Source organism: Streptomyces tagetis (assembly GCF_018069565.1).
GTDB classification, from domain to species: Bacteria; Actinomycetota; Actinomycetes; order Streptomycetales; family Streptomycetaceae; genus Streptomyces; species Streptomyces tagetis.
Window position 1 is genome coordinate 516521 of record NZ_JAGPNL010000004.1, and the last position, 23660, is coordinate 540180.

A 23660-nucleotide genomic window follows, 5' to 3' on the forward strand; every position below is an offset into this window, starting at 1 on the left:
TCCGCACCGGGCGGGGTACGCGGGTGCGGGGCGGGGAGGAGCGGACGCCGTGCCCTCTCCCCGGGCCGCGGGGGCGCGGCGGTGCCCGCGCGGCTCGGGGCCGGACGACCGTACGGGGTCCGGTGTCAGAACTTGAGGTTGCCGATCATCCCCGCGATGTTCGTCGTCAGCTCACTGATCGTGGGCGCGACGGTCGAGGAGGCCAGGTAGAAGCCGAGCAGCATGCAGACGACCGCGTGCCCGGCCTTCAGTCCTGATTTCTTGATCAGCAGGAAGACGATGATCGCCAGCAGCACCACCGCCGAAATCGAGAGTGCCACGGCGGTTCACCTCCAAAGAACCCAGGGACATGGGGGGTCGGACGCGGTCGGGTCGAACAGTCGGAACCATGGGGGCAGATAAATCCACACAGCGGGCATCTGGTTGATACCCACTATGCGCTAGTGATCATAACTTTCCGTACGCGCGCATCGCTCGGCGCACGGCCGCACAAGGGGGCGCATGGCCAATATGGTCGGGGCATGACGACCGAGTCCGGCACCTTCCCCCGACAGCACGCCCGCACCCAGCGGTTCACACTCGGAACGCCCCGGGCGTTCACCGTGGCGCCCGACGGTTCACGGGTCGCCTTCCTGCGTTCCGGCTCCGGTACGGACCGCTCGCAGGCCCTGTGGGTCCTCGACGTCGCGGACGGCACCGAGCGCCCCGCGGCCGATCCGGCGACCCTGCTGCGCGGCGCCGCGGAGCGCCTCTCCCCGGAGGAGCGGGCCCGGCGCGAACGCAGCCGCGAGGGCGGCGCGGGCATCGTCGGCTATGCCACCGACGGGTCCGTGGAGCTGGCCGCCTTCGCGCTGTCGGGGCGGCTCTTCACGGCCGAGCTGCGTGCCGGCACCGCCCGTGAGCTGCGCACTCCCTCCCCCGTGGTCGACCCCCGGCCCGCTCCCGACGGACGGCACATCGCCTATGTCGCCCGGGGCGCCCTGCGGGTGGTGGGCGCCGAGGGCGAGGACGACCGGGCGCTGGCCGAACCGGACGGCGAGGGCGTCACGTTCGGGCTCGCCGAGTTCGTCGCGGCCGAGGAGATGAGCCGCAGCCGGGGCTTCTGGTGGTCCCCGGAGTCGGACCGGCTGCTGGTGGCAAGGGTGGACGACACCCCCGTCCAGCGGTGGTGGATCTCCGACCCGGCCCGTCCCGACCGCGCTCCGCAGCAGGTGGCGTACCCGGCGGCGGGCACCCCCAACGCGGACGTACGGCTGTTCCTCATCGGGCTGGACGGGGAGCGTACGGAGGTCCTGTGGGACCGGGCGCGCTACCCGTATCTGGCGCGAGTGCACTGGTCAGCGGCGGGTGCGCCGCTGCTGCTCGTACAAGCGCGCGACCAGCGCGGCCAGGTGATCCTGGCCGTGGACACCGCCTCGGGGACGACCCGGATGGTGCACGCGGACGAAGACCCGGATTGGCTGGAACTTTTCCCCGGCGTGCCGTGCTGGAGCCCGTCCGGACAGCTCGTGCGGATCGCCGACGAGGGCGGGGCGCGGGTGCTGGCGGTGGGTGAACGGCCCCTGACCGGTTCGCAGTTGCACCTGCGCGCGGTGCTGGACGTGGGCGAGCGGGACGTGCTGGTGTCGGCCTCCGCCGGGGCGGACGCGGCCGATCCGGAGACCGGCGAGGTGCATGTGTACCGGGTCAACGAACTGGGCATGGAGCGCGTCTCGCGGGAACCCGGCGTGCACACCGCCGTGCGCGCGGGCGAGGTGGGCGTGCTCGTCTCGGCGACCCTCGGCCGGCCCGGGAGCACGGCGCGGGTGCTGCGCGACGGAAAGCCCGTCGCAACGGTCGCCTCACATGCGGAACGTCCCGGTTTCTCCCCGCGCGTGACGCTCACCCAGGGGGGCGCACGCCGTGTCCCGTGCGCCGTGCTTTTGCCCACGGACTACCACGGAGACGCCCTTCTCCCCGTCCTCATGGACCCCTACGGCGGCCCGCACGGCCAGCGGGTGGCCGCCGCCCACAACGCCCATCTGACCTCGCAGTGGTTCGCCGACCAGGGCTTCGCGGTGGTCGTGGCCGACGGCCGGGGCACCCCGGGCCACTCCCCCGCCTGGGAGAAGGCCGTCAAGGACGATCTGGCCGCCGTCGTGCTCCAGGACCAGGTGGACGCGCTCCAGGCGCTCGCCGGACGGTTCCCGCTCGACCTCGGGCGGGTCGCCGTCCGCGGCTGGTCCTTCGGCGGCTACCTCGCGGCCCTCGCGGTGCTGCGCCGCCCGGACGTCTTCCACGCGGCCGTGGTGGGCGCCCCGGTGACGGACCTGCGCCTGTACGACACGCACTACCAGGAGCGCTACCTCGGCGATCCGGGCGAACGGCCCGAGGTCTACCGCCGCAACTCGCTCGTCGACGACGCGGGGCTGGTCGACGCGGCCGGGCCGCACCGGCCCATGATGATCATCCACGGGCTGGCCGACGACAACGTGGTGGTCGCCCACTCGCTGCGCCTGTCCTCCGCCCTGCTGGCGGCCGGCCGTCCGCACGAGGTGCTGCCCCTGTCCGGCGTCACGCACATGACCCCGCAGGAGTCGGTCGCCGAGAACCTGCTGCTGCTCCAGGCGGACTTCCTGAAGCGCTCCCTGGCCGGCGTCACGGGGCCCGCGGCACGGGAGTGACGGCGGGTCGGTCTCCGCGGCGCGGGCGCGGACACCGGCGGGCGTGTCGGTCTCCCCGGTAGGACACGGGCACCGGCGGGCGCGTCGGCGGCGGTGCCCGCCCGGGGACGGCCGGGCGTGTCGGCGTGTCGGCGTGTCGGCGGCCGGGCCGTCCCGTGCGCCGGTCGGCGTGTTGCGACGCGCCCGGCGGGGCGGCGTAGCGCCGTACGGCGGCCTTCGGCGGGCCCGGGTGTGTCTCGCCCCGGACCCGCCGCCACGGCGGCCCCCAGGGCCCGCCGTGCCCGTCCGTGGCGCCGTCTCAGCCGCCGTCCGCCCCGCCCTCGCCGTCCTCCCGGTGCGCCCCGCGCCGCCGCGGGCCCACGGTGCCGGGTTCCTCCCCCTCGGAGGCCCCCGGCCCGCCCGCCGAGGGCCCTTCGCCCTCGGCGAAGGGCCCCTCCCCCGGAGACGGCCCCTGCACCGGCCCCGCCCCCTCCTCCGCCGGAGGCACCACCCGCTTCTCCTCCGCGAAGTGGCACGCCGAGTCGTGCGCCGCGGGCCCCCGCGCGTACCGGAACTCGGCCGGCACCGCCAGCGCCGGCACCTCCAGCGCGCAGCGCTCCCGCGCCTTCCAGCAGCGGGTGCGGAAGCGGCAGCCGGAGGGGATGTTGGTCGGCGAGGGCACGTCGCCCGTCAGGATGATCCGCTCGCGGCGCTCCCGGGCCTCCGGGTCGGGCACCGGCACGGCGGACAGCAGCGCCTGGGTGTACGGGTGGGTGGGGTGGTCGTAGATCTCGGCGTCGCGGCCGGTCTCCACGATGCGGCCGAGGTACATCACCCCGACCCGGTCGGAGATGTGCCGCACGATCGACAGGTCGTGGGCGATGAAGAGGTAGGAGAGGTCGAACTCGTCCTGGAGCCGCCCCATCAGGTTGATCACCTGCGCCTGCACGGAGACGTCGAGGGCGGAGACCGGTTCGTCCGCGACGATGATCTCGGGGCGCAGGGCGAGTCCGCGCGCGATGCCGATGCGCTGGCGCTGTCCGCCGGAGAACTGGTGCGGATAACGGTTGATGTACTCGGGGTTGAGGCCGACCACGTCGAGCAGTTCCCGCACCCGCGCCCGGCGGTCCCCCTTGGGCGCCGCCTCCGGGTGGATCTCGTACGCCTCGCCGATGATGTCGCCGACCGTCATACGCGGGTTGAGGGAGGTGTAGGGGTCCTGGAAGACCATCTGGATGTTGCGGCGCACGGCCTTGAGCGCGCGGCCGGAGAGCCGGGTGATGTCCTCGCCCTTGTACCGGATCTCCCCCGCCGTCGGGCGTTCCAGGTTGACCAGCATCTTGGCGACCGTGGACTTGCCGCAGCCGGACTCGCCGACGATGCCGAGGGTCTCGCCCCGGTCCAGGTGGAAGTCGACCCCGTCGACGGCCTTCACCGCGCCGACCTGCTTCTTGAAGAGGATGCCGGTGGTGAGCGGGTAGTGCTTGACCAGCCCGCGCACCTCCAGGATCGGCTCAGCCATGCAGGCACTCCCTCCAGAAGTGGCAGGCGCTGCCCCGTTCGGACGGCGCGTCGGTCACCTCGTACAGCGGCGGCACGTCGGTGCGGCAGACGTCCCGCGCCATGGGGCACCGGGGGTGGAAGGCGCAGCCGGGAGGGATGCGGGTGAGGCTGGGCGGCAGGCCCTTGATGGCGTAGAGCTGCCGGCCCTTCTGGTCCAGGCGCGGGATGGAGTCGAGCAGGCCCCGGGTGTAGGGGTGGGCCGGCGCCTTGTAGATGTCGTGGACGGGGGCGGTCTCCACGATCCGCCCGGCGTACATCACGGCGATCCGGTCGGCCACGTCGGCGACCACGCCGAGGTCGTGGGTGATGAGGATGAGCCCCATGCGGTACTCGCGGCGCAGTTCCGCGAGCAGGTCCATCACCTGGGCCTGGACCGTGACGTCCAGGGCGGTGGTCGGCTCGTCCGCGATGACCAGCCGGGGCTCCAGGGCGATCGCCATGGCGATCATGATGCGCTGGCGCATGCCGCCGGAGAACTGGTGCGGGTACTGCCGCACCCGCTCGCGGGCGCCCGGGATGCGCACCCGGTCCATCAGCTCGACGGCCTTGGCGCGGGCGTCCTTGCGGGACATGCCGCGGTGCACGGTGAACATCTCGCCGAGCTGGTCGCCGACGGTGAGCACGGGGTTGAGGGAGGACAGCGCGTCCTGGAAGATCATCGCCATCCCGGCGCCGCGCACCTTGCGGCGCTCCTCCTCCTTCAGCGTGAGCAAGTCCCGGCCCTCGAAGAGGATCTGCCCGCCGGTGACCTTGCCGGGCGGTGTGTCGAGGATGCCCATGATGGTCTGGGCGGTGACGGACTTGCCGGAGCCGGACTCGCCGAGCACGGCGAGGGTCTCGCCCGCGTCGACGCCGTAGCTGACCCCGTTGACGGCCTTGGCGACCCCGTCCCGGGTGCGGAACTCCACGTGCAGGTCACGCACTTCGAGCAGCATGGCGGGGGCTCACCTCAGCTTCGGGTCGAGGGCGTCGCGCACCGCGTCGCCGAGCATGATGAACGCCAGGACGGTGATCGCCAGCGCGCCGGAGGGCCACAGCAGCGCGTGCGGGGCGTTGCGGATGTACGGGGAGGCCGCGGAGATGTCGATGCCCCAGGAGACGCTGGGCGGCTTCAGGCCGACGCCGAGGAAGGACAGGGTGGCCTCCAGGGAGATGTAGGTGCCGAGCGCGATGGTGGCCACGACGATGACGGGGGCGATCGCGTTGGGCGCGATGTGGCGCAGCAGGAGCCGGGTGTGGGAGGCGCCGAGGGCGCGGGCGGCCTGGACGTAGTCGTTCTGTTTGGCGGTGATGACGGAGCCGCGGGCGATGCGGGAGATCTGCGGCCAGCCGAGCAGGACGATGAAGCCGATCACCGGCCAGACGGTGTTGCTGGTGATGACGGAGAGCAGCACGAGTCCGCCGAGGACGACCGGGATGGCGAAGAACACGTCGGTGATCCGGGAGAGGACCGCGTCCCCGGCCCCGCCGAAGTAGCCGGCGAGCCCGCCGAAGACGCTGCCGAGGAGGGCGACGCCGAGGGTGGCGAGGACGCCGACCGCCACCGAGGTGCGGGCGCCGTAGACGGTACGGGTGTAGACGTCGCAGCCCTGGCCGTCGAAGCCGAAGGGGTGGCCGGGCTGGGAGCCCTCCTGGGCCTTGGCCAGGTCGCACTTGAGGGGGCTGCCGGAGGCGATCAGGGAGGGCCACAGGGAGATGACGACCAGGAAGAGGATGACCAGCGCGGAGACCAGGAAGACGGGGTTGCGCCGCAGGTCGTGCCAGGCGTCGGACCAGAGGCTGCGGGGCTTGTCCTCGGGGGCGGCGCCGTCCGGGCCGGGGGGCTTCTCCAGGGTGACGGCCTCGCTGGCGCCGAGGTCCATCTGTCCGCCCATGCCGGTGCCGGCGATGGCGCGCTCGGGCTCGTAGGGCTGCTCAGGCATAGCGGATCCTCGGGTCGAGCACGGCGTACAGGAGGTCGACGACGAGGTTGGCGATCAGGAAGACCAGGACGAGGACGGTGACGAAGCCGACCACGGTCTGCGTGTTCTGGCGCAGGATGCCCTGGTAGAGCTGGTATCCGACGCCGTGGATGTTGAAGATCCGCTCGGTGACGATGGCGCCGCCCATCAGGGCGCCGATGTCGGTGCCGATGAAGGTGACGACGGGGATGAGGGAGTTGCGCAGCAGATGCCGGGTGATGACCCGGTGGCGGGGCAGGCCCTTGGCGATGGCGGTGCGCACGTAGTCGGAGCGGCGGTTCTCGGCGATGGAGGTGCGGGTCAGCCGGGTCACGTAGGCGAGGGAGACCGAGGCGAGGACCAGGCCGGGCACGATCAGCTCGGCGAAGGGGGCCGCGGAGGAGACGGCCGGGTCGATCCAGCCCCATTTCACGCCGAGCAGCAGTTGGAGCAGGAGGCCGGTGACGAAGGTGGGGACGGAGATGACGACGAGGGTGAGCAGCAGCACCCCGGTGTCGACGGGGCGGCCCCGGCGCAGTCCGGTGACCACGCCGAGGACGATGCCGACGACGATCTCGAAGAGGATGGCGATGAGGGTGAGCCGGATGGTGACCGGGAAGGCGGTGCCCATCAGCTCGGTCACCGGCTGGCCGTTGAAGGCGGTGCCGAAGTCGCCGGTGAACACGTTGCCCATGTAGGTCGCGTACTGCTGCCACACGGGCTTGTCGAGGCCGAAGTCCCTGCGGAGCTGGGCGGCCGTCGCCGGGTCGCACTGCCGGTCGCCGCACAGGCCCGCGATGGGGTCGCCCATGACGTTGACCATGAGGAAGATCAGCAGCGTGGCCCCGATGAAGACCGGGATCATCTGGAGCAGCCGCCGGACGACGTACCGTCCCATGGCGCCCCCTAACCGACCTTGATCTCGTTGTAGACCGGGACGCTGAACGGGTTGAGCTTGACGGCGGAGAGGCGGTCGGAGTAGCCCGCGCTGCCGTTCTGGTACCAGAGCGGGATGGCGCCCATGTTGTCCCGCAGGACCTCCTCGGCCTGCTGGAAGGTCTTGACGGCGGTGGCGGTGTCGGTCTCGCCGTTGGCCTTGTCGACGAGGCTGTCGAACTGCTTGTTGGACCACTTGCCGTCGTTGGAGGAGGCGTTGGTGTAGTAGAGCGGCTGGAGGAAGTTCTGGATGAGCGGGTAGTCCATCTGCCAGCCGGCGCGGAAGGGGCCGCTCATCTTCCGGTCGGTGATCTGGTTGCGGAAGTCGGCGAAGGTGCCGACCGGGTTGCCGACGCAGGCGCGGTCGTTGTCCAGGGCGTTGTTGATGGAGTTGCAGACCGCGTCGACCCACTGCCGGTGGGAGCCGGTGTCGGCGTTGTACGTGATCTTGACCTGGCCGCCGGGCAGGCCGCCGCCCTCCTGGATCAGCTTCTTGGCCTCGTCGGGCTTGTACTCGCAGGCGTCGCCGCAGAGCCCCGCCTTGTAGCCGCCGTCCGCGCCGAGCACCGGGGAGGTCCAGTCGGTGGCCGGGGTACGGGTCTTCTGGAAGATCGTGTCGGTGATCTGCTTGCGGTCGATCGCCATGGAGAGGCCCTTGCGGACCTTCTCGGAGCCGGACTTGTTCCAGGCGTCGTCGTAGAAGGGGAAGGCGAGGGTCTGGATGATGCCGGCCGGGGTGTTGATGTACCGGTCGCCGAGGTCCTTCTTGACGTTCTTGAGCTGGGCGGCGGGGACGTCGTCGACGAGGTCGAGGTTGCCGGCCATCAGGTCGGTGTAGGCGGTGTTGTTGTCGGTGTAGACCTTGAGGTCGACGCCGCCGTTCCGCGCCTTGTCGTCGCCCGGGTAGTCGTCCCACTTGCGCAGCGACATCTGCGAGCCGCGCGCGTAGTTGTCCACCATGTACGGGCCGTTGCCGACCGGCTTCTTCAGCCAGCCGGCGTGGTCGTCGAAGAAGGCCCGGGGCAGCGGCGCGAAGGCCGGGTAGCCGAGCGTGTCGGGGAAGGTGGAGAACTTCTGCCCGAGCTTGACGGTGAAGGTGCGGGGCCCGGTGACCTTGAGCCCGGAGAGCGTGTCGGCGCTCTGCGCGCCGCCGTCCTCCGGGTGCACCTTGTCGTAGCCGTCGATGTACGCGAAGAAGTACGCGTTGCGCTGGTTGTTCTTCAGGGAGGCGCCGTAGTTCCAGGCGTCCACGAAGGAGCGGGCGGTGACCTTCTCACCGTTGCTGAAGGTCCAGCCGTCCTTGACGGTGATGGTGAAGTTCTGCGAGTCCGAGGTCTCGATCTTCTCGGCGAGCATGTCCTTGGCCTCGCCCGTGTCCGGGTCGTACTGCTTGAGCTGCCGGAAGATCATGTCGAGGACCTTGCCGCCCTGCACCTCGTTGGTGTTGGCCGGCTCCAGCGGGTTCTGCGGGTCGCCCCAGGAGGAGCTGAGCACCGCCCCGCCGTCACCGCTGCCCCCGCCGCCACCCCCTCCGCAGGCCGTCACCGCCAGGGCTACCGCCGCCGCGCCCGCGGCCCATGTGGCGTGTGTGGCTCCGCGCATGAAGTGCCTCCTCGTGCCCTGAGTCGTTACCGGTCACTATCGGGCGAAGCGGGAGGTAACGCACTTTCACCCGTCCGTACGGGTGGGGGGAGCACTCGGGTGGCGCGGACGACGGAACCGGGGCGGGAGACGTGCTCCCGCCCCGGTTCCGGGGTGTGCCGCGTGGGGTGGGACCGTCAGTCCGTACCGGCGTTCTCGTCCTCCAGGGCCTTCAGGCCCGGGTCCAGCACGATGTCCTCGTCCCGGGCCTCCGTGGTGGGCTCCTCCGGGAAGTGGCACGCGGTCAGGTGGCCCTCGCGGCTGTCGGAGAGGCGCACCAGCGGCGGCTCCTCGGTGGCGCACTTGTCCTGCGCCTTCCAGCAGCGGGTGCGGAACCGGCAGCCCGACGGCGGCATGATCGGCGAGGGCACGTCGCCGGCGAGGCGGATGCGCTCGCGGTCCTCGGGCTCGTCGTCCACGGCCACCTCGGGCACGGCCGAGAGCAGGGCGTGCGTGTAGGGGTGGCGGGGCCGGTTGTAGATGGAGTCGCGGTCGCCGACCTCGACCACCTTGCCGAGGTACATCACCGCGACGCGCTGCGAGAAGTGGCGTACCACCGCGAGGTCGTGGGCGATGAACAGGAAGGCGATGCCCATCTCCTGCTGGACCTTCTGGAGCAGGTTGACCACCTGCGCCTGGATGGAGACGTCCAGGGCGGAGACCGGCTCGTCGGCCACGATGAGCTTCGGCTGGAGCGCGAGGGCGCGGGCGACGCCGATGCGCTGGCGCTGGCCGCCGGAGAACTCGTGCGGGAAGCGGTTGTAGTGCTCGGGGTTGAGGCCGACCAGCTCCAGCAGTTCGCGGACCCGCTTCTCCCGGCCGCCGGCCGGTTCGATCCCGTTGACCTCCATCGGCGAGCGGATGATGGTGCCGACGGTCTGGCGCGGGTTCAGCGACGAGTACGGGTCCTGGAAGATCATCTGGATCTCGGACCGGATCGGGGCCAGCTCGCGGCGGGAGGCGTGCGTGATGTCGTGCCCGGCGTAGGTGATCTTGCCGCCGGTCGGTTCCAGGAGCCGGGTGATGAGCCGGCCCGTGGTCGACTTGCCGCACCCCGACTCCCCCACCAGGCCGACGCTCTCGCCGGCGCCGACGGTCAGGTCGACCTTGTCGACGGCCTGGACGGCGCCGACCTTCCGCTTGATCGGGAAGCCCCCGTAGATGGGGAAGTGCTTGGTCAGGCCCTCGACGGTCAGGAGCGGTTCGGCCGAGGCTCCGGCGGGGCTCTGCTGTGCGGGGAGGGTGAGGTTGTCGCTCATGTCTCGGATCTCCCTAGCGCAGCCGGGGCTGGATCGTGTCGATGAAGATGCGCTGCTTCTGGTCGGCCGTCAGATGGCAGGCGGCGGCCCGGCCGTCGGCCAGCGCGGGGCGGTCGGTGGCACAGCGGTCGCCGCCCGCCTCGGCGGTGAAGGCGCAGCGCGGGTGGAAGGCGCAGCCGGAGGGCGGGTTGAGCAGGCTGGGGGGCGATCCCGGGATCGGGTTCAGCGCCTGCGCGGTGTCGCCGCCGAGCCTCGGCATCGAGCTGAGGAGGCCCCAGGTGTAGGGGTGGCGGGGCGCGCGCAGCACCTCGCGGACGCTGCCGCGCTCGACGGCCCGGCCCGAGTACATCACCAGGAGGTCGTCGGCCATGTCGGAGATGACGCCGAGGTCGTGGGTGATGAAGACGATCGCGGAGCCGACCTCCTGCTGGAGTTCCTTGAGCAGGTCGAGGATCTGGGCCTGGACGGTCACGTCCAGGGCGGTGGTCGGCTCGTCCGCGATGAGCAGGTCGGGGTCGCAGACCAGCGCCATGGCGATCATCGCGCGCTGGCGCATACCGCCGGAGAACTGGTGCGGGTAGTCGTCGACCCGGGTCTTGGGCTGGGGGATGCCGACCTTGGTCAGCATCTCGATCGCCCGCGCCCGCGCCTCCTTCTTGGAGGCGCCGGTGTGCTTCATGTACGGCTCGGCGATCTGCCGGCCCACCGTGTAGTACGGCGAGAGCGCCGTCAGCGGGTCCTGGAAGATCATCGCCACTTTGTTGCCGCGGAGCTTCTCCATCTCCTTCTCGCCGGCGGTGACCAGTTCCTGCCCGTCGAGGACGATCTCGCCCTCGACCGTGGAGGTCTTGGGGTTGTGCAGGCCGAGGATGGTCAGGTTGGTGACGGACTTGCCGGAGCCGGACTCACCGACGATGCCCAGGGTCTTGCCGCGCTCGACGTCGAAGGACAGCCCGTCGACCGCCTTGACGATGCCGTCCTCGGTGGAGAACCGCACCCGCAGGTCGCGGACCGAGAGGAAGGGTTCGGGCCCGGTCGGGGCCGTCGCACCTTCGGTCTTGGTCAGAGTGGTCACGGTGGTTTCTCCTAGCTGAGCCGCACGCGCGGGTCGATGTATGCGTAGGCGAGGTCGACGACGATGTTCAGGAGCAGGATGAAGAAGGCCCCGAACAGCATGACGCCCATCGTCAGCGGCAGGTCCTTGTTGATCGAGGAGTCGACCGCGAGACGCCCGAGGCCGGGCAGGTCGAAGGTGAACTCCGTGACCACCGCGCCGGCCAGCAGGGCGCTGAGGTCCATGCCGATGATGGTGACGATCGGGATGAGCGAGCCTCGCCAGGCGTAGCGGAAGAACACGTAACTGCGCGACATGCCCTTGGCGCGCGCGGTGCGGACGTGCTCCTCCTGGAGCTGCTCGATCATGGTCGAGCGCGACATACGCGTGTACTGGGCGGTGAAGATGGTCGCCATCACGGCCCAGGGAATGAGCAGTCCGAGCGCCCAGGTCGCCGGGTTCTCGGTGAACGGGTAGTACTTCGGGTTGTCGAGCAGACCGCTGCTGTAGACGAAGATGCCGAGGGCGATCGGGCCGAGCAGGTAGATCTGGAACGAGCTGAGGACGATCGAGGCGCCGCTGACGATCTTGTCGACCACCGTGCCGCGCTTCCAGGCGGCGAGCATGCCGGAGCCGAGGCCCACGACGAGGAAGATGACCAGTCCGCCGACGGTGAGCGACAGGGTCAGCGGGAAGCGGTCGACGATGGAGTCCCAGACGAAGTTGCCGCTGTCGAAGGAGACACCCAGGCACGGGGCTGAGCAGTGCCCCTGGGGGAAGTCGCGCCCGGTCACGATGCCCGTCATGAACTCCCAGAACTGGGTGGTGATGGGCTTGTCGAGCCCCAGGTTCTCGCGGATCACGGCGAGGTTCTCGGGGGAGCAGTTCTTGCCGCAGGACAGCGCAGCGAAGTCCTGCGGGATCGTATAGAACAGGAAGAACGTGAAGGCGCCGATCAGGAACATGATGACGACGGCGCCGATCAGCCTGCGGATGAGGAACTGAAGCATGGCGGGTGGATGCTCTCTTCGAAACGCGGCGGCAAGGAGGGGGTACCGTCCGCGGGGGTGTGCTCCGCCTGGCGCACACCCCCGCGGTCAGCCGAGCTGACGGCTTACGGCTGCTTCAGGTACAGGTTGTTGATGTCGATGTAGCTCGACTCCGTGCTGTACCGGGCACCGCCGATGTTCGACCCGTAGAGCTGGATCTGCTTCGAGTAGTAGACCGGGGCGGCCGGGTTGATCTCCTCGACGATCCGGTGGTGGGCCTTCTCCCAGGTCTTGGCGGCCTCCTCCGGCTCCTCGTTCAGCGCCTTCTTGATCAGGGCGTTGACCTCGGAGTCGTTGATGTGCGAGTAGTTCGACAGACCGTCGGCGATCAGCTCACCGTCGTAGACCGGGGTGATGACCGTGGACGGCGACGGCCAGTCCTGGCCCCAGCCGGTCATGTAGATGTCGTACGGGTTGTCGAGCTTGCCGACCTGCTCGTAGAAGCTGGCGCGGTCGATCTCCTTGGCCTGGACGTCGAAGCCGATCTTGGCCAGCGCGTCCTTGATGATGACCATCTGGGCCTGGCCGCGCGGGGTGTTGGAGTAGGCGTAGGTGAGCTTCGTGCCCTCCTTGACACCCGCCTCCTTCAGCAGCGCCTTGGCCTTCTCCGGGTCGCCGTTGGGCTTCTTCAGCTTGCCGAAGGGGTCGTACTCGGGGTCGAAGCCCGGCAGGGTCGGGGCGAGCAGACCGCCGGCGACCTCACCGCCGTAACGACCGCCGTCCGCCTGGACCATGGACTGGTTCGGCAGCGCGTAGGTGATCGCGTCGCGGACCTTCTTGTCCTTCATCCGGTCCAGGTTGAAGGTCATCTGCCACACGTACGGCTGGTAGCCGTGGATGGTGCGCTTCTTGGCGCTCGCGTCGTTGATGACCGTGGAGAGCTGCGCCGGGTCCACCGAGTCGGTGAACTGGATGGCGTTCTTGGCCTCGCCCTGGTCGGCGAGGAGACGCTTGGTCTGGCTGGCGGCGTCGATGGTGTTGCTGAAGTTGAAGCCGTCGACGTACTGGTGGCGGACCGGGTCCGACTTCGCGTCCCACTGGTCGTTCTTGACCAGCTTGATGGACTTGCCCGCCTTGTACTCGGCGATCTTGTACGGGCCGAGCGCCTTGGGGGCGTGGTCGTACTTCTCCTTCGTGTCCTGCTTCTCGGGCACGATGGAGTAGCCGGGCATGGTCAGGGCCTGCGGCAGGTCCGGACGCGGCTGGTCGAAGTGGAAGACGACCGTCTTGTCGTCCGGGGTCTCCAGGACGGAGTCCGGCAGGTGCTTGCCCTTGTAGGGGCCGTCCGGCAGCGCCTTGCGGTAGTCGTTGCCCGAGAGCCAGGACTGGACGAAGGTCGGGCCGTCGAAGATGACCTTGGAGTACAGGCGCTCGATGGAGTGGCGGACGTCGGCCGAGGTGATGGCGTTGCCGTCCTCGTCCTTGATGTCGTCCTTGAGCTTGTACGTCCAGGTCTTGCCGCCGTCGGACGACTGGCCGGAGTCGGTGGCGATGTCACCGACGACGGTCAGGTTGCCCTTGTCGTCCTCCTGGAAGTGCGTCAGACCGCGGTGCACCAGGTTGGAGAACTGCTTGGCGTCACTGACGTAGATCTGGCCCGGGTCCATGTGGGTCAGGTCGGACTGCTGGTACACGTTGATGAAGCCGCCGGACTTCGCCCCGGACACCTCCTTGGCAGGGCCGGTGGACGCCGCGGCGTCACCGTAGGAGACCGGGTCCTGCTGCTCGGCGGCGTCCGCCTGGGACTTCGCGTCGCTCTTGCCCTTGCTCCCGCCACCGTCGTTGCCGCCGGAGCAGCCGGTCAGCACGAGCGAACCGGCCGCGATGGCCACGGCTATGGCGCGCACGGTGCGCGTTCTGATGGGCTTCATGATGCCGATGCACCTACCTGTCGATAGTTGTCCACGAGTGCTGCCCGGCGGGCCAGCGGGCCAGCCCGGGGCGGCAGCGCCCCCACCCACCAATGGACGGTCAGCGTCCGGTCTTGGGGTCGAATGCGTCTCGGACGGAGTCGCCGAGAAGGTTGAAGGCGAGCACGAAGATCACCAGCGCCGCGCCCGGGAAGAGCAGGAACATCGGGTCCTGCTCGTACACGTCGGTGCCGATCTTGAACATCCGGCCCCAGTCCGGGGTCGGCTCGACGAAGCCGACACCGATGTACGAGAGGAAGGCGATGGAGAGGATGGTGCTCGGCAGGATGTAGGTGGCCTGCACCAGGATCGGCGTGACGATGTTCGGCAGGATCTCCTTGCGCACGATGCGCCAGGGAGAGGCACCGGACACCTTCGCCGCCTCCACGAACTCCCGGTCCGCCAGCGACAGCACGGAGCTGCGCACCAGGCGGGCCAGCCCCATCCAGCCGAGGAACCACATCACGAGGATGATCGCCAGGGCCCGGAGGTAGGTCGGGGTCTCGTCCTGGGGGGAGACGAACATCGCGGTCACGACGGGCATGAAGGCGATGAAGAAGAGCTGCTGCGGGAAGGCCAGGAAGAAGTCCGTGACCCGGCCCACCCAGTAGTCGACCCGGCCGCCGAAGTAGCCGCCGATCAGGCCGACGATCACGCCGGTGGTCACGCAGAGCACGGTGAGGATCACCGCGATGTAGAGCGAGGTCCGCATGCCGTACACCAGCATGGTGAACACGTCGCGCCCCAGCTTGGGCTCCACGCCCATCCAGAACTCGCCCGACATGCCGCCGAAGGAACCGGTCGGCATGGCGAAGTCGTCCAGCAGGAACGGGTACTCGGGCTCCTGCGCGTACAGGGTGTACGGGTTCTTGCCGTAGAGCTTCGCTATGACGGGGGCGAGAGCGGCGACGAGGAAGAAGAAAATCACTACGCACGCGGAGACGACTCCGGTACGGTCGCGCCTGAAGCGCTGCCACATCAACTGGCCGGGGGAACGGCCCTCGGGCTGCTTCGGCCCCTCGGCGGCCTCGACGGCCGCCACGAGTTCAGGGTCCAAGGCGACCGTGGCCCCTGAGCCCTCGGCCTTGGTTGGACTGGTCATGTGTCTTCTTCCCCCGGGGGATGGAGAATCGAGCGCAGCGCAGATACCGGCGGGTTCTGCGGTTTGGGGGAACTTTCGCCAAACGAGTCAACGCGCGTCAAGGGCGAATGACACAGGGATCTCCCTACCGTTCTTATTTTGAACAAAAATTGCAAAGATTGACACCTCTGCGCGCTTGACAGATAAGATCCCCATCCGGCAAATCGGTCATCTCGACATATTCTCTTGTTCACATGTTCGAAACCTGATCGTAGACTCACCGATATCCGAACGGCCTCGCACACCGCTCGAACACCCGTCGGTGGCCCCTTCGGCCGGCTTTCGGCCATGCGCAAGGGCCCGCCTCCCCCGCATGATGGCGGAGAAGCCGGGCCCTGTAAGGGTTATGACGGAACGTCAGGCGTGCTTGGCGCGGCTGGCGGCGCGGGCGCGCTCACGGGCGTCCAGGTTCACCTTGCGAATGCGAATGGACTCGGGGGTCACCTCGACGCACTCGTCGTCGCGGCAGAACTCCAGCGACTGCTCCAGCGACAGCTTGCGCGGCGGCACGATCGACTCGGTCACATCGGCCGTGGAAGACCGCATGTTGGTGAGCTTCTTCTCCTTGGTGATGTTGACGTCCATGTCGTCGGAGCGCGAGTTCTCGCCCACGATCATGCCCTCGTACACCTCGGTGCCGGGGTCGGTGAAGAGCACCCCGCGCTCCTGGAGATTCGTCATCGCGAACGCCGTGACGGCACCCGCGCGGTCCGCGACCAGGGAGCCGTTGTTGCGCGTGGTGAGCGTCCCGAACCAGGGCTCGTGGCCCTCGTGGATGGAGTGGGCGATGCCCGTGCCGCGCGTCTGGGTCAGGAACTCGGTCCGGAAACCGATCAGCCCGCGGGAGGGCACGATGAACTCCAGGCGGACCCAGCCCGAGCCGTGGTTGGACATGTTGTCCATGCGGCCCTTGCGGACGCCCATGAGCTGCGTGACCGCGCCCATGTGCTCCTCGGGCACGTCGATGGTCAGGCGCTCGACCGGCTCGTGCGTCTTGCCGTCGACCTCCTTGGTGACCACCTGGGGCTTGCCGACCGTCAGCTCGAAGCCCTCGCGGCGCATCTGCTCGACCAGGATGGCCAGGGCCAGCTCGCCGCGGCCCTGCACCTCCCAGGCGTCCGGCCGGCCGGTCTCCAGCACGCGCAGCGACACGTTGCCGATCAGCTCGCGGTCGAGGCGGTCCTTGACCTGGCGGGCGGTGACCTTGCGGTCCTTGACCGCCGCCTTGTTGTCGGCGCCCTTGCCGGTGGCGCCGCGGCCGACCAGCGGCGAGGTGTTGGTGCCGATGGTCATGGAGATCGCCGGCTCGTCCACCGTGATCAACGGCAGCGCGACCGGGTTCTCCACGTCGGCCAGGGTCTCGCCGATCATGATGTCCGGGATGCCGGCGACCGCGCAGATGTCACCCGGGCCGGCCTTCTCGGCGGGCTTGCGGGTGAGCGCCTCGGTCATCATCAGCTCGGAGATCCGCACGTTCTGCACGGTCCCGTCGCGCTTCATCCAGGCGACGGTCTGGCCCTTCTTCAGCTCGCCCTGGTGCACGCGCAGCAGCGCGATACGGCCGAGGAAGTTGTCGGCGTCCAGGTTGGTCACGTGGGCCTGGAGGGGGGCGTCCTCCTCGTAGACCGGGGCCGGGATGTGCGACAGGATCGTCGAGAAGAACGGCTCCAGGCTGTCCGAGTCGCCCGGCACGCTGCCGTCCTGCGGCTTGGTCAGCGAGGCGATGCCGTCCCGCCCGCAGGCGTAGACGATCGGGAACTCGATCTGCTCCTCGTCGGCGTCCAGGTCGAGGAAGAGGTCGTACGCCTCGTTGACGACCTCGTCGATGCGGGCGTCGGGCCGGTCCGTCTTGTTGATGCACAGGATGATCGGCAGCCGCGCCTGGAGCGCCTTGCGCAGCACGAAGCGGGTCTGGGGCAGCGGCCCCTCGGAGGAGTCGACGAGCAGGACGACGCCGTCGACCATCGACAGACCGCGCTCGACCTCGCCGCCGAAGTCGGCGTGGCCGGGGGTGTCGATGATGTTGATCGTGATGGGCTCCCCGCCGTCCTTCGGGTGATACTTCACCGCGGTGTTCTTGGCGAGGATCGTGATGCCCTTCTCACGCTCCAGGTCGTTCGAGTCCATCATGCGGTCGTCCACGGTGTCGAGCTGGTGCGCCGCGAAAGCACCGGCCTGCTTGAGCATCCCGTCGACGATGGTGGTCTTGCCGTGATCGACGTGGGCGACGATGGCGACATTGCGGATGTTGTGACGCGTAACAGACACAGCCATATGAGGCGTACTCCCGGAGGGTGTGAGGACGGCCCTCGCGTACGTCCATGTCACGCGGGCCTGCCGGGCGGTGCACGCCACGGCCTCACCCAATGGTACGGGGCTCCGGGACGTGACTTTACGGGGCGGGGCGCCCGAAACCGCTCAGGAGGACGGCCGGGGCGACGCCTGACCGCCCTGAGCGCCCTTCGCCAGGAAGCCCATGTCCTGGTGGACGGGGGTGCCGAGACCGAAGGCCCCGGCGTTGACGAGGGTGGTGCGGGCGGCCACGAGCTGGGGCCGCTGGTAGAGCGGGATGGAGGCCGCCGCGGCCCAGATCCGCTCGTCCGCCTTGCGCAGCAGCTCGCGCGACTCCTTCTCGTCCAGCGTCGTCATGGCCTGGTCGAAGAGCTGGTCGACCTGGTCGGTGCCGACCCGGGTGTAGTTCTGCGCCACGTTGAGGGAGCCGTCGGCGGCGGGGACGGGCTTGGCGTAGATCGGGCGGGCGTCGGTGGCGGGGAAGGCGGAGGCGGGCCAGGAGTAGAGCGCCAGGTCGTAGTCGCCCGAGGCGATGTGGTCCTTGAAGTAGCTCTCGTCCGGGACCTTGGAGATCTCGGTGCCGACGCCGATCCGCTTCAGCATCGCCGAGATCCGGTCGGCGACGGTGCGCAGCGTCCCGGAGCCGGGGCCCGAGGGGAGCACGAAGCGCAGGGTGAGGGCCTTGCCGTCCTTGGCGAGCGGGGCCGAGGCGGCGCCGGCCGGGGCGGCGGTGCCCTTGGGGGCGTAGGCGCCGGGCACGCCGCCCTGCGCGGTGTTCTTCCCGCCGTCCTGGTCGTCGTGCCGGTTCTCGCGGTGCTCGTCGGCGCGCTTGCCGTCGTCGGTCGCGGAGTCCTTGTCGGTGGCCTTGTCGGTGGCCTTGTCTGCGTTCTTGTCGGTGGCCTTGTCGGTGGCCCCGCCGTCCTTCCGGTCGTCCTGGCCGACGATGTAGGTGCCGTCGTCGTCGCCCTGGCCGGAGGTGGCGTCCTTGCCGTCCTTCGTGCCGTCCTCGGCGCCGGCCGCCTTGTCGCCCTTCTTCTGCGGCTCCACGGGGCCGCCGGGCACCCAGCCCGCGTCCGCGAGGAGGGCGCGGGCCTCCTTGGTGTCCGGCTTGCCGAGCGCGTCGCTGCCGTCGGCGTACGCGGACTGCCCGGCGAGCGCGAGGTGGCTGCCCACCGGCTTCGCGGGCAGGCCCAGCGGCTTGAGCACCGCCTCGGCCAGCGCCGTACGGTCCAGGGCGCGGGCGACGGCGCGGCGCACCCGCTCGTCGGCGAGGGGGCCGTCGGCGCCGTTCAGGGCGAGCTGGGTGTAGGCGGGCTCCAGCGACTTGCGGACCTCGAATCCGCGCAGCGCCCGCTGCCGGGTCTCCTGCGCGGCGAGCGCCTCGCGCCGCTTCGCGCGGGCCGCGCCCTCCTCCTCGGCGGCCTCCTCGTCGGAGCCGTGGGCGACGGCCCAGGAGCGCAGCGCCTCGGCGGCCGGGAGGCCCGGCGGGCCCGCCAGCGGCGACGTGCCGGACGCCGGCGTGCCGCTCGGGCCCATCAGCGGCGTCCCGGTGCCGGCGTCCCCCGGCGCGGCGGCCACGGTGACCTGGCGGGCGGCGTCCGGGTCGATCTCGGCCAGGTCGATCTTGTCCTCGGCCAGCGCGGAGACCCGGTCCTCGCGGGGGACGGCGCGCAGCACGATCTCGTTCAGCCGGGGCTGGGCGCCCCACCAGCGCGGGTTGCGGGTGAGGACGACCTCTTCGCCCTGGATGTCGACCTTCTTGAGGGAGAAGGGCCCCGCGGTCACCTTGAGCTTGCGCCGCGCGCCGTCGTTGAAGGAGTCCGGGGTGCCCATGACCTCCTTCGGGTACAGCGGGGTGAAGAGCGACTTCCAGTCGGCGTAGGGCCGGCTGAAGGTGACCTTGACCTCCAGGTCGTTGGCGCCGCGCTCGATCTTCTCGATGCGGTCGTACCCCGCGTTGCGGGCGGTCCAGTAGGCGCTGTCCTTGCCGGACAGGGCCCGCCACTGGGCGGCGAAGTCGGCGGCGCCGATCTCCCGGCCGTCGCTCCAGACGGCCTGCTGGTTGAGCTTGTAGAGGACGACCTGCTGGGGCTCGGTGTCGACGATCTTGGCCGATTCCAGGTAGTCGGCGTCGCGGACGGGGCGGCCCGCCTCGTCCATGCGGTACATCGAGGGCAGTACGGCCTGGGCGACGCGGGTGGTGGTGGCGTCGGCGTCCGCCTGGAAGGCGTTGAGGGTCTCCGGCACGGAGTCCACGGCCCAGCGCAGGGTGCCGCCGTCGGCGATCCGGGAGCGGGCGGCGGGGGCGATGTCCTGCCCGGCGAGGGGCTTGCCCGCGCGGTCGTCGGAGCTGCATCCGGCCAGCGCGGGGACCGCGAGCACACCCGCGGTGAGGAAGGCGACCGAGCGGGTGAGCGCGCGCGGTCCGACGCCGACGTGGGACATCTGTGCTACCTCCGGGGGGCCGCGGGGGTCGTGATCACCCTGCTGTGATCACATTTGGCGGTATATGGAGTTGATCATTTGTATCCGTACGGCTCTGCGGGCCACTGAAGAGGAAAGGCTTCGGCAACCCGGGGAGACACGGCGAAGGGGCGTGACAACCCCACTCGTGCGGCCCAACGCGCCCCGGCGCGCACCGGCGGGTGTTCCGGTCGGCGGTCCGCCCGGTCGCGGCGGCGCGGGGCCGCTCGTACGCTCCCGGTGTGACGCCCTTCCCCGTCCGGACCCGGCCACGGCGTGCCACGGCGCACCGCTCCGTGCGGGTCGCGCACGCCCTGCTGGGCGGTGCGGCGGGGGTGATGTGGCTGGTGCTGCCGCTCACGGCGGCGCGGGGCGGTCCGCCGGCCGCGCCCGGTGGCCACGGACCGGCGACGAGCACCCCGGTCCGGGACCGGTCCGGGAACGGGACGCCCAGCGCGGACCTGGTGCTGCCGCTGGTCACCGCGGGCACGGTCTGCGCGCTCGCCGGGTACGGCCGGGTGCGCCGCGTCCGGCGGGCGCGGACCAGGACGACGCCGGGCGGGACACCCACCGGCGCGTACGACGAGACGCCGGTGTACGACGACACGCCTGTGTACGACGACACGCCCGCGTACGGCGAGACCCGCCCGTAGGACGACACGCCGGTGGTCGGCCGGGCGCCCGGGGGCGGGGCGGGGCGAGCGGCTGAGCGGCGGCGGCCTGGGGTGCGCCTGGGGGTGCCGGGCGGGTGTCGTGGGCGCCGTGCGCCCGGCGTGCGCCTCGTGGGCCGCGCGCCGCTCAGAACAGGCTCAGCAGGGCCTCCGCCGGGTCGGTCAGCGGCGTGTCGCCGCCCGGCAGGGGCAGTTCGAACCAGACCGTCTTGCCGCGCGGGGTGCGGCGTGAGCCCCAGGCCGCGCTGAGCAGCCCGACCAGTTGCAGGCCCCGGCCGCCCTCGTCGGTGTCCCGGGCGCGGCGCCGGCGCGGCTGGACCAGTCCGGAGTCCCACACCTCGCAGACCAGGGTGCGGTCGAGCAGGAGGCGGAGCCTGATCTCGCCCTCGCCGTACCGCAGGGCGTTGGTGACCAGTTCGCTCACGAGCAGTTCGGTGGTGTCGACCAGGGGTTCCAGGCCCCAGCTCTGCAACTGGGTGCGGGCGTACTCGCGGGCCCGGCCCACGCTGCGCGGCTCGCGCGGCAGGGTCCAGTCGCCGACGGACTCGGCCGGCAGTCCCTGGACGCGGGCCATCAGCAGGGCGATGTCGTCCTCGCCGTGGTGGGTGCCCAGCGTGCCGAGGATCTGGTCGCAGACGTCCTCCAGCGGCCGGGACGGGTCGGTGAGCGCGCCCACGAACGCCCGGAGCCCTTCGTCCAGGGGGTGGTCGCGGCTCTCGACCAGCCCGTCGGTGTAGAGCGCCAGCAGGGCGCCCTCGGGCAGTTCGACCTCCACCTCCTCGAACGGCTCCCCGCCGACGCCGAGCGGCAGGCCCGGCGGCACGTCCAGCATCAGCGCGGTCTCGCCGGGCTCGACCAGGACGGGCGGCAGGTGGCCCGCGTTGGCGAAGGTGCAGCGCCGGGTCACCGAGTCGTAGACGGCGTAGATGCAGGTCGCCAGGTACACCTCGGACAGGTCGGCCTCGCGGGGCCGGCGCGCGGCGCGGGTGGCCTGCTGGACGCCGCCGGGGGCGCCGAGGCCGCGCGCGATCTCGTCGAGCTGGGAGAGCACCTCGGCCGGTTCGAGGTCGAGCTGGGCCAGGGTGCGTACGGCGGTGCGCAGTTCGCCCATGGCGACGGCGGCGCGCAGTCCGCGGCCCATGACGTCGCCGACGACCAGCGCGGTGCGGTGGCCGGGCAGTTCGATCACGTCGAACCAGTCGCCGCCGACCTCGCTGGGCCGGCCGGTGGCCGCGTTCCCGGGCAGGTAGCGGCAGGCGATGTCGAGGCCGGACGCCTCCGGGTCGCCGGGCGGCAACAGGGAGCGTTGCAGTATCAACGCCCTTTCGTGCTCGCGGCGGTAGAGCCGGGCGTTGTCGATGCAGACCGCGGCGCGCGTCGCCAGCTCGACGGCGAGGTCGCGGTCCCGGTCGCCGAAGGGCTCGCTGCCCTTGGCCCGCGCGAACTGGGCGAGGCCGACCACGGTGTCGTTGGCGACCATCGGCACCGCGAGGGTGGACTGCACGAGCCCGCCCTCCTCGGCGGGGACGCTGCGCGGACGGGCCGTGCGCAGGGCGTCGGCGCAGGGCGAGTTGAACGGGTAGTGGTGCCGGGCGCCGAGCTGGACCCGTTCGCCGGTGCCGTCGAAGGGCGCCGCCGACACGGCGCTGGAGAAGGCGACGCGGCGCAGTTCCGCGCTGCCGTCGGCGAGGCCGGGCGGGGTCTCGTCGCCCGCCAGCAGGCCCTGGTAGAGGTCGACGGTGGCCAGGTCGCAGAAGCCGGGGACGACGACGTCGAGGAGCTGGCGGGCGGTGGTCTCCAGGTCGAGGGAGTTGCCGATGCGGGCGCCGGCCTCGTTGAGGAGGGCGAGATTGCGCCGGGCGGCGGCGGCCTCGCGGGCGGCGGCGCGGCGCGCGGTGATGTCGGTGCCGAGCCAGGCGACGCCGATGGGGCGGCCCGAACCGCTGTGCACCCGGTAGAGGTTGACCGACCAGTGGCGGCGTTCCTCCGAGCCGGGCAGGAAGCCGGTGACGTGCATGTCGGTGATGGAGTCGCCGGTCTCCAGCACCCGGCGCAGGGTGGCGGAGACCCGGTCGGCCTCGGCCCGCGACAGGTAGTCGTGGACGCCCCGGCCCCGGTGGTCGTCGGGCGTGCCGCCGAAGATGGAGGCGAACCGCTGGTTGGCCCGGCGCACCCGCAGATCGGCGTCGATCAGCAGGAAACCGAACGGAGACTGGCCGAATATCGCCTGCGAGGCGGCGAGATCCGTCTCGATGCTGCGCAGGGTGCGGACGTCGACGACGATACAGACGGCGGCCTTCTCGCCGCCCTCCGTCCGCGTCGGCATGACGTACACCTCGGCCAGTCCGTGCCGGCCACGTCGCCCGTCCCGCCCGGCGGCGCCGGGACCTCGCGGGACCCGGAAGGGGACCACGCCGGTCCACTCCCGGCCGTCGAGGATCTCGGTCATCTTGCGTCGGCCCCCGGCGCGCTGGTCCGGGTCGATGAACGCCTCGATGGGGTCCATGCCGACGGCGGCCTCCGCGGGGATGCCGAGAAGCTGCTCGGCGCGCAGGCTCCACTGGTCGACGAGGCCGTCGGGACCGATGGAGAAGGACGCGACCTTGACGTAGTCGTAGATCGAACCGGGCGGACTGCTCTGCCACACGGCGTCACCTGGCGGCGTGTCACCGGGAGCGGTGTGCGCCGTGGCGGCGCCCGCGGCTCCGGCCTGCGCGCCGTTCGCCGGACCCTCGGGCCCCGTGGCCCTCGCTGGTATCTCGCTCACGCGACCCGTCCCCTCCAGCTCACCGCGTCCGGCACCGGTCACCGGGGGCGGCTGCCCGCAGTATCCAGCACTACGGCGCCGCACGACACGGTGTTCACGATCACAGCACGGTCCCGATGGTTTTCGGTCCGGACCGTGACAACACTTCCCCTCTTCTAACCAGCGGACACGGCATCGAATCACGCTGCCCGCCACCCGTCGCCGGCCGGAACCGGCCGGGCGCCGGACGGCGGGCGGGCGCGGGTCCGCGCCGTCCCGCGCGCGGCGGGCTCCGGGGCCCCCGGACGGTGACCGCCGGCACCCTCGCCGACGGCGACCGGCGCCGCTCCGCG

General features: G+C 70.8%; 16 protein-coding genes. 2 read left to right on the forward strand and 14 right to left on the reverse strand.

Annotation, left to right across the window (positions count from 1 at the left end; all coding sequences use genetic code 11):
* Nucleotides 1-125 precede the first annotated feature (125 nt).
* Entirely contained in the window at nt 126-320 is a 195-nt protein-coding gene (locus tag J5Y05_RS18025; RefSeq protein WP_210873635.1) for a hypothetical protein, read from the reverse strand.
* A gap of 201 nt (nt 321-521) precedes the next feature.
* Here J5Y05_RS18025 and J5Y05_RS18030 point away from each other — a divergent pair, with 201 nt between their 5' ends.
* Nucleotides 522-2663: a S9 family peptidase gene (locus J5Y05_RS18030; RefSeq protein WP_210873637.1), complete on the forward strand. Its 2142-nt coding sequence runs from the start codon at nt 522-524 to the stop codon at nt 2661-2663.
* A 298-nt stretch (nt 2664-2961) separates the two neighbouring features.
* On the opposite strand, the gene J5Y05_RS18035 is transcribed toward J5Y05_RS18030, so the two are convergent.
* The 12 genes from J5Y05_RS18035 to J5Y05_RS18090 all read right to left on the reverse strand — a co-directional run bounded on the left by J5Y05_RS18035 (nt 2962) and on the right by J5Y05_RS18090 (nt 19872).
* Nucleotides 2962-4164, reverse strand: coding sequence for an ABC transporter ATP-binding protein (locus J5Y05_RS18035; protein ID WP_247614823.1), 1203 nt, complete (start codon nt 4162-4164; stop codon nt 2962-2964).
* Entirely contained in the window at nt 4157-5140 is a 984-nt protein-coding gene (locus J5Y05_RS18040) for an ABC transporter ATP-binding protein (protein WP_210873639.1), read from the reverse strand. Before J5Y05_RS18040 ends, J5Y05_RS18035 begins: the two co-directional genes overlap by 8 nt.
* Nucleotides 5141-5149: 9 nt before the next feature.
* A complete protein-coding gene (locus tag J5Y05_RS18045) occupies nt 5150-6127 on the reverse strand; it encodes an ABC transporter permease (protein WP_210873641.1) in 978 nt (325 codons plus the stop codon).
* Nucleotides 6120-7043 carry an ABC transporter permease gene (locus J5Y05_RS18050; RefSeq protein ID WP_210873644.1) on the reverse strand — a complete coding sequence of 308 codons (924 nt, stop codon included), beginning with the start codon at nt 7041-7043 and terminating at the stop codon, nt 6120-6122. Before J5Y05_RS18050 ends, J5Y05_RS18045 begins: the two co-directional genes overlap by 8 nt.
* 8 nt (nt 7044-7051) lie before the next feature.
* A complete protein-coding gene (locus J5Y05_RS18055; RefSeq protein ID WP_210873646.1) occupies nt 7052-8683 on the reverse strand; it encodes a peptide ABC transporter substrate-binding protein in 1632 nt (543 codons plus the stop codon).
* 176 nt (nt 8684-8859) lie between these two features.
* Nucleotides 8860-9981, reverse strand: coding sequence for an ABC transporter ATP-binding protein (locus J5Y05_RS18060; RefSeq protein WP_210873648.1), 1122 nt, complete (start codon nt 9979-9981; stop codon nt 8860-8862).
* 13 nt (nt 9982-9994) lie between these two features.
* Nucleotides 9995-11056 (reverse strand): ABC transporter ATP-binding protein, encoded by a 1062-nt coding sequence (locus J5Y05_RS18065; RefSeq protein ID WP_210873650.1) that lies wholly within the window; start codon nt 11054-11056, stop codon nt 9995-9997.
* An 11-nt stretch (nt 11057-11067) separates the two neighbouring features.
* Nucleotides 11068-12045 (reverse strand): ABC transporter permease, encoded by a 978-nt coding sequence (locus J5Y05_RS18070; RefSeq protein WP_210873652.1) that lies wholly within the window; start codon nt 12043-12045, stop codon nt 11068-11070.
* A 104-nt stretch (nt 12046-12149) separates the two neighbouring features.
* Entirely contained in the window at nt 12150-13955 is a 1806-nt protein-coding gene (locus J5Y05_RS18075; protein WP_210873654.1) for an ABC transporter substrate-binding protein, read from the reverse strand.
* Nucleotides 13956-14055: 100 nt separating this feature from the next.
* Nucleotides 14056-15096: an ABC transporter permease gene (locus J5Y05_RS18080; RefSeq protein ID WP_210873656.1), complete on the reverse strand. Its 1041-nt coding sequence runs from the start codon at nt 15094-15096 to the stop codon at nt 14056-14058.
* Between the two features lie 396 nt (nt 15097-15492).
* Entirely contained in the window at nt 15493-17409 is a 1917-nt protein-coding gene (gene typA, locus J5Y05_RS18085) for a translational GTPase TypA (protein ID WP_210873659.1), read from the reverse strand.
* Between the two features lie 144 nt (nt 17410-17553).
* Nucleotides 17554-19872 (reverse strand): ABC transporter family substrate-binding protein, encoded by a 2319-nt coding sequence (locus J5Y05_RS18090; RefSeq protein WP_210873661.1) that lies wholly within the window; start codon nt 19870-19872, stop codon nt 17554-17556.
* A gap of 260 nt (nt 19873-20132) precedes the next feature.
* Between J5Y05_RS18090 and J5Y05_RS18095 the strand changes: the two genes are divergently transcribed.
* On the forward strand, nt 20133-20543 hold the full coding sequence (locus tag J5Y05_RS18095; RefSeq protein WP_210873663.1) for a hypothetical protein: 411 nt from the start codon (nt 20133-20135) through the stop codon (nt 20541-20543).
* Between the two features lie 145 nt (nt 20544-20688).
* Here the strand turns inward: J5Y05_RS18095 and J5Y05_RS18100 are convergent, their stop codons facing one another.
* Complete coding sequence (locus J5Y05_RS18100; protein ID WP_372450498.1) at nt 20689-23328, reverse strand: SpoIIE family protein phosphatase; 2640 nt, start codon at nt 23326-23328, stop codon at nt 20689-20691.
* Nucleotides 23329-23660 lie beyond the last annotated feature (332 nt).

Bases quoted from the DNA above. Each gene is read 5' to 3' on its own strand.
- J5Y05_RS18030 (WP_210873637.1), top strand. From the start codon at position 522: ATGACGACCGAGTCCGGCACCTTCCCCCGACAGCACGCCCGCACCCAG.
- J5Y05_RS18035 (WP_247614823.1), bottom strand. From the start codon at position 4,164: ATGGCTGAGCCGATCCTGGAGGTGCGCGGGCTGGTCAAGCACTACCCG.
- J5Y05_RS18040 (WP_210873639.1), bottom strand. From the start codon at position 5,140: ATGCTGCTCGAAGTGCGTGACCTGCACGTGGAGTTCCGCACCCGGGAC.
- J5Y05_RS18045 (WP_210873641.1), bottom strand. From the start codon at position 6,127: ATGCCTGAGCAGCCCTACGAGCCCGAGCGCGCCATCGCCGGCACCGGC.
- J5Y05_RS18050 (WP_210873644.1), bottom strand. From the start codon at position 7,043: ATGGGACGGTACGTCGTCCGGCGGCTGCTCCAGATGATCCCGGTCTTC.
- J5Y05_RS18055 (WP_210873646.1), bottom strand. From the start codon at position 8,683: ATGCGCGGAGCCACACACGCCACATGGGCCGCGGGCGCGGCGGCGGTA.
- J5Y05_RS18060 (WP_210873648.1), bottom strand. From the start codon at position 9,981: ATGAGCGACAACCTCACCCTCCCCGCACAGCAGAGCCCCGCCGGAGCC.
- J5Y05_RS18070 (WP_210873652.1), bottom strand. From the start codon at position 12,045: ATGCTTCAGTTCCTCATCCGCAGGCTGATCGGCGCCGTCGTCATCATG.
- J5Y05_RS18075 (WP_210873654.1), bottom strand. From the start codon at position 13,955: ATGAAGCCCATCAGAACGCGCACCGTGCGCGCCATAGCCGTGGCCATC.
- J5Y05_RS18080 (WP_210873656.1), bottom strand. From the start codon at position 15,096: ATGACCAGTCCAACCAAGGCCGAGGGCTCAGGGGCCACGGTCGCCTTG.
- typA (WP_210873659.1), bottom strand. From the start codon at position 17,409: ATGGCTGTGTCTGTTACGCGTCACAACATCCGCAATGTCGCCATCGTC.
- J5Y05_RS18090 (WP_210873661.1), bottom strand. From the start codon at position 19,872: ATGTCCCACGTCGGCGTCGGACCGCGCGCGCTCACCCGCTCGGTCGCC.